This is a genomic window from Mixta mediterraneensis (genome assembly GCF_014946725.1).
GTDB lineage: Bacteria > Pseudomonadota > Gammaproteobacteria > Enterobacterales > Enterobacteriaceae > Pantoea > Pantoea mediterraneensis.
Genome location: NZ_JACFXY010000016.1, coordinates 25,677 through 38,070 on the forward strand (window position 1 = coordinate 25,677; position 12,394 = coordinate 38,070).

General features: G+C 51.1%; 10 protein-coding genes. 6 read left to right on the forward strand and 4 right to left on the reverse strand.

The annotated features are described in order from the left end of the window. Positions 1 to 23 precede the first annotated feature (23 nt). A complete protein-coding gene (gene tsaB / locus H2P46_RS20295; RefSeq protein WP_193406630.1) occupies positions 24 to 722 on the reverse strand; it encodes a tRNA (adenosine(37)-N6)-threonylcarbamoyltransferase complex dimerization subunit type 1 TsaB in 699 nt (232 codons plus the stop codon). 45 nt (positions 723 to 767) lie between these two features. Further along, a complete protein-coding gene (locus H2P46_RS20300) occupies positions 768 to 2,678 on the reverse strand; it encodes a DNA repair helicase YoaA (protein WP_193406631.1) in 1,911 nt (636 codons plus the stop codon). Between the two features lie 648 nt (positions 2,679 to 3,326). On the opposite strand from H2P46_RS20300, the gene H2P46_RS20305 reads away from it, so the two are divergent. Next, positions 3,327 to 3,680, forward strand: coding sequence for a RidA family protein (locus H2P46_RS20305; RefSeq protein ID WP_193406632.1), 354 nt, complete (start codon positions 3,327 to 3,329; stop codon positions 3,678 to 3,680). A 15-nt stretch (positions 3,681 to 3,695) separates the two neighbouring features. Here H2P46_RS20305 and H2P46_RS20310 read toward each other — a convergent pair whose 3' ends face one another. Further along, a complete protein-coding gene (locus tag H2P46_RS20310; RefSeq protein WP_193406633.1) occupies positions 3,696 to 3,884 on the reverse strand; it encodes a YoaH family protein in 189 nt (62 codons plus the stop codon). Positions 3,885 to 3,993: 109 nt separating this feature from the next. Here H2P46_RS20310 and pabB point away from each other — a divergent pair, with 109 nt between their 5' ends. The 4 genes from pabB to H2P46_RS20330 all read left to right on the forward strand — a co-directional run bounded on the left by pabB (position 3,994) and on the right by H2P46_RS20330 (position 9,263). Next, positions 3,994 to 5,352 (forward strand): aminodeoxychorismate synthase component 1, encoded by a 1,359-nt coding sequence (pabB, locus tag H2P46_RS20315; RefSeq protein ID WP_193406634.1) that lies wholly within the window; start codon positions 3,994 to 3,996, stop codon positions 5,350 to 5,352. After that, positions 5,353 to 5,922: a CoA pyrophosphatase gene (locus H2P46_RS20320; protein WP_193406635.1), complete on the forward strand. Its 570-nt coding sequence runs from the start codon at positions 5,353 to 5,355 to the stop codon at positions 5,920 to 5,922. A gap of 185 nt (positions 5,923 to 6,107) precedes the next feature. Continuing rightward, a complete protein-coding gene (locus H2P46_RS20325) occupies positions 6,108 to 7,472 on the forward strand; it encodes an L-serine ammonia-lyase (RefSeq protein ID WP_193406636.1) in 1,365 nt (454 codons plus the stop codon). A 228-nt stretch (positions 7,473 to 7,700) separates the two neighbouring features. After that, entirely contained in the window at positions 7,701 to 9,263 is a 1,563-nt protein-coding gene (locus H2P46_RS20330) for an EAL domain-containing protein (RefSeq protein WP_193406637.1), read from the forward strand. A gap of 64 nt (positions 9,264 to 9,327) precedes the next feature. On the opposite strand, the gene H2P46_RS20335 is transcribed toward H2P46_RS20330, so the two are convergent. Continuing rightward, entirely contained in the window at positions 9,328 to 10,893 is a 1,566-nt protein-coding gene (locus H2P46_RS20335) for a TerC family protein (RefSeq protein ID WP_193406638.1), read from the reverse strand. Positions 10,894 to 11,401: 508 nt separating this feature from the next. Between H2P46_RS20335 and manX the strand changes: the two genes are divergently transcribed. After that, positions 11,402 to 12,367: a PTS mannose transporter subunit IIAB gene (gene manX / locus H2P46_RS20340; RefSeq protein ID WP_193406639.1), complete on the forward strand. Its 966-nt coding sequence runs from the start codon at positions 11,402 to 11,404 to the stop codon at positions 12,365 to 12,367. Positions 12,368 to 12,394 lie beyond the last annotated feature (27 nt).

The following is a 12,394-nucleotide window of genomic DNA, read 5'->3' on the forward strand; positions in this document are numbered from 1 at the left end:
CATAACAATAAGTTGCGTTGCGTTTATCGCCCCGGTAATTTTTTCCAGGCGACTTCATTACGCAAATAGGTCGGTTCAGCCTGTTCCGGTGCGACGGTATTGCCCTGTTCAAACGCCTGTTGCGCGAGTGGCAGCATATCTTGCGCGGCGGGCAGCAATACATCGCTGGCCCTAAGCTGTAAGGCGTGGCCTTGCTGCAATTCAGGATAAGCCTGCCAGCCGGTGCCAGCCATGCTCCACTCCCCTTCCAGCTTCTGCATGCGTGCCAGCACGGCATCCGGTGAAAGTACGCTTTCGCTTGCTTCTCCGTGCCAGTTGCCTTTCTCATCACGCTGATATTCGGCCCAGTAAACTTCACCCATACGCGCATCAATCGCCGCCAGCACACGTCGCGCGCCATGCTGACGCCAGGCACCCTGCGCCAGCGTAGCCAGCGTTGAAATACCAATCATCGGCAACGCGGCTCCCAGCGCTAAACCCTGCGCGATACCAATGCCGATACGCACACCGGTAAAACTGCCCGGACCGCGACCAAAGGCCAGCGCATCAAGTTCGGTCAAATCAAGCTGCTGCGCCAGCAGCAACTCTTCAATCAGCGGTAAAATACGCTGAGTGTGATCGCGTGGCGCGATTTCAAAGCGAGCGTCTATTTGCTGCTGGTTTAGCAAAGCGGCTGAACAGGCTTCCGTTGCTGTGTCCAGCGCTAAAATTCGGGCAGACATAACCACCTCTAAAGATTCAAAAACGGCGCGCATCTTAGCATAAAATTACTCAACCGGTTGCTGGCGAATAAATGTGATAGCACGCTCAATATCACGGGTGCGTGGCGTAGGCGGCAAACTGTTAAGAAACAACGCGCCATAAGGACGCGACACCAGACGTTGATCGCAAATCACTAACACTCCGCGGTCGTCGGTATCACGGATTAAACGCCCTACGCCCTGTTTAAGGGTAATGACCGCATCAGGTAACTGCACATCAACAAATGGATCACCGCCACGGATACGACAATCTTCCATCCGCGCTTTTAGCAGTGGGTCTTCCGGCGAGGTAAACGGTAATTTATCAATAATAACCAACGACAGCGCATCCCCGCGCACATCGACGCCTTCCCAGAAACTGCTGGTCGCCACCAGTAAGGCGTTGCCCTTCTCGATAAATTGTTTTAACAACTGACCTTTACTGGTTTCCCCCTGAAGCAATACCGGCAATGTCATTGAGGCACGAAATTCAGCCGCCAGTTCACGCATCATCAAATGTGACGTACAAAGAAAAAAGCAGCGGCCTTTATTGGCGTCGATCAGGGGTTTCATCATCTGAGCCAGCCGACGGGCGCCCCCAGGGCGATTGGGTTCCGGCAAATTACGCGGCACGCAGAGCAACGCCTGCTGAGAAAAATCAAAGGGGCTGGTGAGGATCAAACTTTTTGCCTGACTCACGCCCAGACGATCGGCAAAGTGATCCATTTTTTCATTTACCGCCAGCGTTGCAGACGTAAAAATCCACGCGGCCTTGCGGTTATCCATCACCTCGCGAAAACGTTCCGCCACCGAAAGAGGCGTGAGCGCCAGGGTAAAATGACGCGAGGTACATTCATACCAGTAGCTGAAGCCCGGTTCGTTGATGGCACGTAAGCGTTTTAACCGACTGCGATACAGCGCCGCCCGTTCAAAAGCGGCATCCAGCAAGGCGGAACGCCCCAGCGACATTTTGCTCACGTCGTAACACAACTCCAGCGCGTCATCCAGTAAGGTAAACATACGCATGATGCTGGTGTCAGTGAGCAGGTCGCGCAGATTGCCGCGATAGCCTGGCTCACCGAGCGATAAACGAAAATCCTGCGCACATTGAGCCAGACGGTCGGCTGATTTTTGCAGTTGCTGCACATCGCGCACTTCGGTGCGATACGCGATGATAATATCTTTGGCAAGGTCTAAAAGCTGGCGGCTGGAAAGTTGTTGACCAAAATACTGACTGGCAATATCGGGAAGCTGATGGGCTTCGTCGAAAATCATGACGTCTGCTTCGGGAATTAACTCAGCGAAACCGCTTTCTTTAACCACTAAGTCGGCGAGAAACAGATGATGGTTTACCACCACCACATCGGCATCCATGGCGCGCTTACGCGCTTTAACGACAAAACAGTCTTTAAACAGCGGGCAATCGCTGCCGAGACAATTGTCGTTAGTGCTGGTGACCAGCGGCCAGATCGGGCTGTCTTCGGTGACGCCGCCGCAGGTACTGATGTCGCCGTCAGCGGTTTGGGATGACCAGCCGCGTAACGTGACAAGATCGCTGAGCGCCTGCGCGGTAAGATCGCCGCCCGCCATTGATTGCTGTTCAAGACGTTCCAGGCATAAATAGTTGGAGCGCCCTTTTAATAAAGCTGTTTTGCCCTTGAACTGAAGCGCTTTCGCAATCGTAGGCAAGTCGCGACCATAAAGTTGATCCTGCAACGCTTTCGAACCGGTTGAAACAATCACTTTTTTCCCGGCCCGTAATGCTGGCGCTAAATAAGCGTAGGTTTTACCCGTACCGGTTCCCGCTTCAACCACCAGTTCGCCATGATATTTTACGGCTTCTGCTACTGCCTGCGCCATTTCACGCTGCGCTTCACGCGGTTTGAAACCGGCTAGCGCCTGCGCCAGCGCACCATCAACTGCAAAATCGTCCGCCACATATCCTCTCAAAGAACGGCAAAAACACTGTAATTATGTCAGTATTGCGCTTACAAAGCAAAACCCTATAAAACAACGCGTTACCTCTTCCTGCTGCATGATTGACAGGCAATAAAATGTGACTTTAATTAACTATGCGCGACATTTAAGTCACTGGCTTACAGGATTATTTCGAACGATTTTACGCTGCATTGCTGGCGGGATTATGTATTAAATCGACGATTATGCCTCTACACATCCGCAATACCTTTACTACCCTGGGCGTTGCGAAAAGAAGTCATTAGTCGCTTTATTGTACCTTCGTGAGTAACCAAAAGCGTGAAATACGATAATGGTAAAATGTCACGTACCTGATTAACAGCAACGCCAATACAGAATGAAAGGCTGCGTTAAGGCGAGCGGGAATTTCAGATTTCACGACCTGCGCCATACGTGGGCAGCGCAGAGGATTAGGGCTGGCGTCCCTCTCTTCCGTCTTCAGAAAACGAGAAAGGGCAGAGTATCAATAGTATGAGGCGATACATCCACTTGTCATCAGGCCATTTGTCACTGCACGCGACGTTATTTGATGATATTTTTACCCCAACTGCCCCAACTATGCTCCACATCGATTTAACGCGTGGAACAAACGATGATTAAGGTATTGAAATGTCCAGTCAAATTATGAGAATTGAACCAGTAGAACACCGCATGTCTGAAGCGGTGATTTACAACGACACCATTTATTACACCAGCGTACCGGAAAATCTTGATGAAGATGCCGAAGCGCAGACCGCAAATGCCTTAGCGGTGATTGACGCGCTGTTAACGCGTGTTGGTAGTGATAAAAGCAAAATCCTTGATGCAACCATTTTTCTGGTCGATAAAGCCGATTTTGCAGCCATGAACCGCGCGTGGGACGCATGGGTTTCTCCTGGTAACGCCCCGGTTCGCTGTACGGTTCAGGCAGGCCTAATGAACCCGAAATACAAAGTGGAAATCAAAATTATCGCAGCTCGCTAAGCCGCGCGCCGGGCGTCAGGCTTCGTCATCTTCATCTTCTTCGAAGCGCGCCCGGATTTGCTCGCCGGTATGGGTTTGACGAATTTCCTGCGCGACCTGAGTAATCGCCTCTCCGCTGGACATGCCGCCCGCCATCAGTTCTTGTATCCGCTCGACAGCCTGCTGTTGCTGTTCATGAGAAAGTGCTGGTAAGCCTGTAAACATCTTCTACTCCTGCTGTTGGGCTGACATTATTCCATGTGGAACAAACAGGTGCCAGTCAGTTAAAAATATGTCAGTCTAATGTCCACTTTGATGTTTGATCTTTTGCCCGATGATTGTTGAAACCCTCAGCTTACACTATACCCCGGATGCATTAACGCAGCGTTTTGCCCGTATCGCGCATCTTCGCTGGGCAATGTTGCTCTCTTCAGGCAACGCCGATCATGCCGATAACCGTTTTGATATTCTTGTTGCTGACCCACGCGTAACATTAGTGACGCATGGCGCACAGACGACGATCCGCCAGGATGATGTCATTACTGAATCCAGTGACGATCCCCTGCTGTTGCTGCAGCAGCAATGCGCTGCGCTGGGGGTTTCACCTGACAGACATCCCGATTTCCCTTTTCAGGGCGGCGCATTAGGTCTGTTTGGCTATGATTTAGGTCGGCGTTTTGAACCTTTACCAGACAACGCCAAGCGCGATCTCAGCACCCCGGATATGGCAGTTGGCATTTATGACTGGGCGTTAATTGCCGACCATCATCGCCAGCGTCTGACGTTGGTTGCGCTGAAAGAGGTGCATTCGCGCTGGGCGTGGCTTGCAGGCTGGCCGGCGCGTATCGCCCCTCCCTTTTCGCTTACCCACGGCTGGCAGTCCAACCTGAGTTTCGATGAATATGCGCAGCGTTTTCATGCCGTACAGGCTTATATCCAGGCGGGAGATTGTTATCAGGTCAATCTGGCTCAACGCTTTCAGGCGGGTTATCAGGGCGATGAATGGCAGGCTTTTTGCGCGCTCAGTGCAGCCAATCGAGCCCCTTTTAGCGCGTTTTTACGCTTACCTGATAGCGTGATCCTTAGCGTGTCGCCTGAACGTTTTCTCGCGCTGGATGAAGGCGTCATTGAGGCACGCCCGATTAAAGGAACGCTTCCCCGTCTTGACGATCCCCAGGCCGATCGCCAGCAAGCGGAAAATTTGGCGGTCTCAGAAAAAGATCGTGCTGAAAATCTGATGATTGTCGATCTGTTACGTAATGATATTGGCCGCGTCGCACTGCCGGGATCGGTCAGCGTGCCCGAACTGTTTGTCGTGGAAGCCTTTCCGGCGGTACATCATCTGGTCAGCACCATCCGGGCCACCTTACCCAGGGCTTTGCATGCCACAGATTTATTACGCGCCTGCTTTCCAGGGGGATCAATTACGGGGGCGCCGAAAATCCGGGCGATGCAAATTATTGATGAACTCGAACCGCAGCGCCGCAATGCCTGGTGCGGGAGTATTGGGTATCTTAGCCTGTGTGGGCGCATGGATACCAGTATCACCATTCGCACGTTGATTGCTGAAAACCAGCAGCTTTATTGCTCCGCAGGCGGCGGCTTAGTGGCGGATAGCGAACTTCACGCGGAATATCAGGAAACTTTTCATAAGGTGAGCCGCATTTTGCCCGCCCTGGACAAAGGTGTGTAAATGACGCCGTCGCTGACGCTTGATGCCTTTCGCAGCCGGTTTCTGTTACACCAGCCGCTACAACACACACAGCCGCTGGCGGGGCGTCATGCCGCAGTGTTAGTGCCGATTATAGCGCGCGATGAACCCGGCCTGTTATTAACGCAGCGATCTCATGCGTTGCGTAAACATGCCGGCCAGGTTGCTTTTCCTGGCGGTATGCAGGACGCCAGCGATCAATCCCTGATCATTACCGCACTGCGCGAAGCGCATGAAGAAGTCGGCATCGATCCACAGCATGTTGAGATCCTTGGTCGTTTGCCTGCGGTAACGAGCAGTACCGGTTTTCAGGTCACGCCTGTTGTGGGCATCATCCCTCCTACCCTACCGCTGCGCCTCAATTTTGATGAGGTGCAAAGCGCCTTTGAAATGCCGCTCGCCGAAGCGCTACAGCTTAGCCGCTATGCTTCTTTAGAGATCCACCGCGCTGGTATCCGGCACCCTGTCTGGTTGTCTTTATACGAAAAATATTTAGTCTGGGGCATGACCGCAGGGATTATCCGCGCGCTCAGTCAGCAGATCGCCTTATAGCGCCCAGTTTTCGTCTCAGTATTTCCTTAACGCGCCTGTAATCTGGCCCCGCGCTATAATTTTTTCTCGTCCTTTTTATTAGTTTATTTCATGCGAAAACATGCTCACTTCCCTTTTGGGATGGTTACTATTAGCGCCATTAACTGCGACGGCAGGCTTAGAATAATTTGTGAGGAGTGTCACTGATGATTAGCGTTTTCGACATGTTTAAAGTGGGCATTGGTCCATCCAGCTCTCACACTGTCGGCCCAATGAAAGCAGGGAAACAGTTCGTGGATCTGTTAGCCGAACAGGGAAAACTGCATCAAGTGACGCGAATTGCGGTTGATGTTTACGGCTCGCTGTCATTGACCGGTAAAGGTCACCATACTGATATTGCCATTATTATGGGACTCGCGGGCGAATCACCGGAAAGCGTGGATATTGACGCTATTCCTGCATTCATCAAAGACGTCGGGCAACGTGAACGTCTGTTGCTGGCTAAAGGCGCGCATGAAGTCGATTTCCCACGTGAAGGCGGCATGGTATTTCGCAGCGATAACCTCTCGCTGCATGAAAATGGTATGCGTTTATTAGCGTTTACGGGCGATTTATTGATTCTGTCTAAAACCTATTATTCGGTGGGCGGCGGCTTCATTGTTGATGAAGAACATTTTGGTCAATCTGCATTAGATGAAGTTTCGGTTCCCTGGCCTTTTCACTCTGCCAAAGATTTGCTCGCGCATTGCCGTGAAACCGGCTTATCACTTTCTGGTTTAGTGATGAAAAATGAGTTGGCTTTGCATTCGCGGGACGAAATCTATGCTTACTTCACAACCATTTGGCAAACGATGCAGGCTTGTATCGACCGGGGTTTAAATACCGAAGGCGTATTGCCCGGTCCGCTGCGGGTACCACGTCGCGCCGCATCGCTGCGTCGCCTTTTAGTTTCCTCAACGAAACATTCTAACGATCCGATGAACGTGATCGACTGGGTGAATATGTTTGCGCTGGCGGTCAATGAAGAGAATGCGGCCGGTGGACGGGTGGTTACCGCGCCAACTAACGGCGCCTGCGGGATTGTGCCTGCCGTGTTAGCCTACTACGACCATTTTATTGAAACCGTCACGCCGGATATTTTTATCCGCTATTTTTTGGCGTCCGGTGCCATTGGCGTGCTGTATAAAATGAACGCGTCTATTTCAGGTGCAGAAGTGGGATGTCAGGGTGAAGTCGGCGTCGCCTGCTCCATGGCGGCAGCGGGTCTGGCAGAACTGTTGGGCGGCAGTCCCGAACAGGTGTGTGTCGCGGCGGAAATTGGCATGGAGCATAACCTGGGTTTAACCTGCGATCCGGTTGCGGGTCAGGTCCAGGTTCCCTGCATTGAGCGCAATGCGATCGCCTCGGTGAAAGCCATTAATGCGGCGCGCATGGCATTACGTCGTACCAGCGAACCGCGCGTCTCGCTCGATAAAGTCATTGAGACGATGTACGAAACCGGTAAAGACATGAACGCGAAGTATCGCGAAACCTCACGCGGCGGCCTGGCAATTAAAGTTCAGTGTGACTAATTTAAGCGCATCGTGAGCTGATCAAATAACGTGCAATCGTATTAAAATCCGCATCCTACGCTATCTCAGCCTCACAGAATTCTGTAGAGTGATTTTCCGCGCGATCTTAGGGTCGCGCTGTTTTTTAGTGCCGCTTTTTTTCAGAAGCACGGCCTAAATCTGGACCGTGTCGTGCCGATAATCACTCGTTACATTGGCTTTTTCTTGTTTTTGGGAAGGTGGTTACTGATGCTTATGGCCCAGCATTTTGTTGGACAGTTCAGACGCAAACGTTTATTTATTGCGTTAGTGATCGCCATTATCGTGCTTATCCTGACGCTGGCTTTCCGTTTTTTTGAAGAAAAGTCACGTATTCAACATCAGGCGCTCAATTTTGCGGATAACGCCATTATGCGTTTTGATCGGATGTTCTCGCCACTGGATGTTTCCGCTAACAATGCCCTGGGCCTGGTGGGCGTTCCCTGCCAGGCGATGCGCTTCCCGCTGATCGAAAAAATTTCAGCCTTACAAACCGTGCGCGCCATGCTGCTGGTAAAAAACGATACCATCTATTGTTCCAGTATTTACGGCCCGCGACATATTTCCTTTAGCCAGACCTATCCTGAAATAGCGCTTAACCATCAGCGCATGATTTTGTCGGTTGATACCTATTTATTGCAAGGCTCGCCGGTTTTGCTGCTCTGGACGCCAAAAAGCCTGGATAACCGTTCGGGCATTTTGCAGGTCGTTAATATAGAGTTGATGAGTAATTATCTGCTTGAACCGCAATTACCCTGGGTTGAACGGGCAATTCTTAATGTAAATGGCGAAAGCCTGGAATATGGCAATCCGCTGATAGAACCCACCGTGCCTTCAGACGACGAGGTGAGTTATAATAAGGCTTCGTTACGTTACCCGTTTACTATCACGCTTTATGGTCCATCACCGTCACGGCTGGCGCTGGCAACGTTGCCCTCCCAGCTGCCGCTGGCACTGTTGTTGAGCCTGCTGATGGGCTATATCGTTTGGCTTGCCACCGCCAACCGCATGAGCCTGAGCTGGCAAATTAGTTACGGCATCACCGCCAATGAATTTATGGTGTATTGCCAGCCGCTGATCAATGCCAAAACCGGTGAATGTGATGGCATTGAGCTGCTGTTACGCTGGCACAATGCACGACAGGGCTGGATTGCCCCAGATGTGTTTATCCCGCTGGCCGAACGCCAAAACTTAATCGCCCCTCTTACCCGCTTTGTGTTTAATCAGGCTGTGGCCCATCTACCCCAGCTTCCGCGCTGCCCGTCATTCCATATTGCGGTTAATGTCGCGGCCAGCCACTTTCGCGATCAGGCTATTTTGGACGATCTCCATAAACTTTGGTGGCCAGCCAATCCGGTTCCTAAGTTAGTGGTGGAATTAACCGAGCGGGATGCTTTACCGGTCGTCGATCAGTCGGTTATTTCTCAGCTACATGAAATTGGCGTCAGACTGGCGATTGATGATTTCGGCACCGGGCACAGTTCATTGTCATATCTGAAAGATTTACAACCAGATGTGCTTAAAATCGATAAAATTTTTACCGCCGCTATTGGCACCGATGCAATTAACGCCACCGTGACGGATATGGTTATTTCACTGGCACAGCGGCTGAATATTAGTTTGGTTGCTGAAGGGGTCGAGACAGCAGAACAGGCGGCTTATCTGCGCGAGCGCGGTGTCGATCATCTGCAAGGCTATTTCTATGCGCGTCCCATGCCGCTGGGAGATTTTCCGGCATGGCTGAATCAGCATAAGACGAATATTGAAGCCTGATTCGCCTTTTTCGACACAAGCAGCGCACCGTTGAAGGGTGCGCTTTCATTCACCTTAGCGCCATTTATGCGCCATCTTCCTCATCTTCATGCGGTTTGTCTTTGGTCACGCGGACCAGGTCAACGCGATAATCAGTTGCTTCGATAATCTGGAAGTGAAGCGGTTCAATATCAATCACTTCTCCCGGTAGCGGCAACTGGCCTTTCTGAGCAATCAATAAACCCGCCAGCGAGGCATGATCCTCTTCTGGATCGACCAGTTCATGAAAATCGAGTAACTGCTGTAACGAATGCAAATCCGTACCGCCCTTTACCAGCCAGCCATCACCATCCGCAATAATATCGGGTGTCTCGTCCTCATCCGGGAATTCCCCGGCAATGGCTTCCAGCACGTCCAGTGGTGTGATTAAGCCCTGAACCACGCCGAACTCATTGGTGATAATGACAAAACTTCCCTTGGCTCGGCGCAACACGCCCAGCAGGTTGATAGGATCCAGCGTTTCTGGCACCACAATGGCAGGCGTGCTGGCAGCAAAGGTGGCAACGTCCATACCATGTTCCAGTGCCACCAACAACTCTTTGGCACGCACCACGCCAACGATTTCATCCAGTTCGCCGCGACATACCGGAAACAGACTGTGAGGCGTATCAAGGAGTTGAATGCGAATTTCATCCAGCGGACGGTTTGCATCAACCCAGGAAATGTCACTGCGTGGCGTCATTATGCTGCGAACTGAGCGTGATGCCAGCGTCAATACGCCGTTAATCATATAACGCTCTTCATCTTTAAACGCTTCCTGCGGCATGGCTTCCATTAAGGATGACTCTTCGCTGGTTGCCGCCTGCGTACGGTTTCGCCCCCCCATCAGACGCAAAATAGCCTCTGCGGTACGCTCACGCAGCGGTCGATGTGACTGATGACGAATGAAATTGCGACGCGCAATCTGGTTAAACAATTCAATCAGAATCGAGAAGCCAATCGCGGCATACAGGTAACCTTTAGGAATATGGAAGCCAAAGCCTTCTGCCACCAGCGACAAACCGATCATCAACAGGAAGCTCAGACACAGCACAACGACGGTGGGATGGGCGTTAACAAAGTTAGTCAGCGGCTTTGACGCCAGCAGCATTATACCCATCGCAATCACGACAGCGGTCATCATCACCGGTAGATGGTTCACCATACCGACAGCCGTAATGACCGCATCAAGTGAGAACACCGCATCCAGCACCACAATTTGCGTCACAACTGCCCAGAAACTGGCGTAGCCACGATTGCCTGACCCATCAAGCGGACGATTTTCTAACCGTTCATGTAACTCCATTGTGGCTTTAAATAACAGGAAGATCCCTCCCGCCAGCAAAATCAAATCTCGCCCGGCAAAGCTGAAGCCACCTACGCTAAACAGAGGACGTGTTAGCGTCACCATCCAGGATATCAGTGAAAGTAGCCCCAGACGCATCACCAGCGCCAGTGACAAACCGATCAGGCGCGCTTTATCACGCTGCTTCGGTGGCAGCTTATCAGCCAGGATGGCGATAAAGACCAGATTATCGATGCCTAAAACAATTTCCAACACGACAAGCGTTAATAAACCCGCCCAGATCGAGGGGTCGAATAGAAGTTCCATTAATGACTCCTGAATAAGGAACAGACTGAACGAAATCGTGCCCGCACCGTGAAGTGTGGCAAAGCAGCATTGGGATAAGCAGTGAAAACACCGTCAGGCGTGAGATGACGCGCCAGCAGGCGCAAAGAACAGGTTAAACGACGTCGATGACGATCCATAAGGGTGGGCTGATGCCCGTTACTCCTGAGTTATAAACAGATCGTTAATGTACCAGTTAGCATAAGGGCGTCAAAAAATTTTCTTACATTTACAATGAGCAACACAGGGGCATAAGCGTACAAAAAAATTAAATCGCTGACGCTACGCACCGAATAGCTGACAAACATCACATAATTTATTTTTTCGATTACTAAAATAAATCGCGAACTTATCGCCCATAAACCGATAACCGATGAATTACCCATCGTATCCAGATGATCTGGCTACGTTAATTTTTTAGTAACCGAAGCGATAACTCTTAACGGTTCATTAACTTCAGATGAACCTCTCTAGCGAACGGAGGTAGCACGTGACCATTGCGATTGTAATTGGTACACACGGCTGGGCAGCCGAACAACTGCTTAAAACCGCAGAAATGCTGTTGGGAGAGCAGGAAAACGTCGGATGGATCGACTTCGTGCCTGGTGAAAATGCAGAAACACTTATTGAGAAATATCAGGCGCGTCTGGCGGAATTAGATACCGCAAAAGGTGTGCTGTTCCTGGTTGATACCTGGGGCGGCAGCCCATTTAATGCCGCCAGCCGCATCGTGGTCGACAAAGAAAATTATGAAGTTATCGCCGGGGTTAATATTCCGATGTTGGTCGAGACGCTTATGGCGCGCGATGATGATCCGGGCTTCGAAGAACTGGTCGCCATCGCAGTTGAAACTGGCCGGGAAGGTGTAAAAGCCCTGAAAACCAAAGAGGAAGAGGCAGCTCCCGCACCCGCTAAGGCCGCCCCTGCTGCTGCACAGGCGCAAAAACCGATGGCACCTGGTGAGCATATGAAGATAGGCCTGGTTCGCATCGATGACCGTTTAATCCATGGTCAGGTTGCTACTCGCTGGACCAAAGAAACCAACGTGTCACGCATTATTGTCGTAAGTGACGAAGTAGCCAACGATCACGTGCGCAAAACCCTGTTGACGCAGGTTGCACCGCCGGGCGTAACGGCCCATGTTGTCGATGTCGATAAAATGGTGCGCGTATGGAATAACCCGAAATACGGGCAGGATCGCGTTATGTTGCTGTTCACCAATCCCACCGATGTGTTGCGCATCGTTGAACAAGGAGTTGATGTTAAATCCGTCAATATTGGTGGTATGGCGTTCCGTCAGGGCAAAACGCAGGTAAATAACGCAGTATCGGTAGATGACAAGGACATCGCTGCTTTTCGAAAACTGAATGAACGCAATATTGAACTCGAAGTGCGTAAAGTCTCCAACGACCCGAAATTGAACATGATGGATTTGATTGCGAAGGTTAATGCGTAATTTACCGCCATCTGTGCCTGCGTAAGC

What these genes read in the sequence shown, in the direction of transcription:
- tsaB (WP_193406630.1), bottom strand. Translation starts at nt 722, where the DNA reads ATGTCTGCCCGAATTTTAGCGCTGGACACAGCAACGGAAGCCTGTTCA.
- H2P46_RS20320 (WP_193406635.1), top strand. Translation starts at nt 5,353, where the DNA reads ATGACGCCGTCGCTGACGCTTGATGCCTTTCGCAGCCGGTTTCTGTTA.
- H2P46_RS20330 (WP_193406637.1), top strand. Translation starts at nt 7,701, where the DNA reads ATGCTTATGGCCCAGCATTTTGTTGGACAGTTCAGACGCAAACGTTTA.
- H2P46_RS20310 (WP_193406633.1), bottom strand. Translation starts at nt 3,884, where the DNA reads ATGTTTACAGGCTTACCAGCACTTTCTCATGAACAGCAACAGCAGGCT.
- H2P46_RS20325 (WP_193406636.1), top strand. Translation starts at nt 6,108, where the DNA reads ATGATTAGCGTTTTCGACATGTTTAAAGTGGGCATTGGTCCATCCAGC.
- H2P46_RS20305 (WP_193406632.1), top strand. Translation starts at nt 3,327, where the DNA reads ATGTCCAGTCAAATTATGAGAATTGAACCAGTAGAACACCGCATGTCT.
- pabB (WP_193406634.1), top strand. Translation starts at nt 3,994, where the DNA reads ATGATTGTTGAAACCCTCAGCTTACACTATACCCCGGATGCATTAACG.
- H2P46_RS20335 (WP_193406638.1), bottom strand. Translation starts at nt 10,893, where the DNA reads ATGGAACTTCTATTCGACCCCTCGATCTGGGCGGGTTTATTAACGCTT.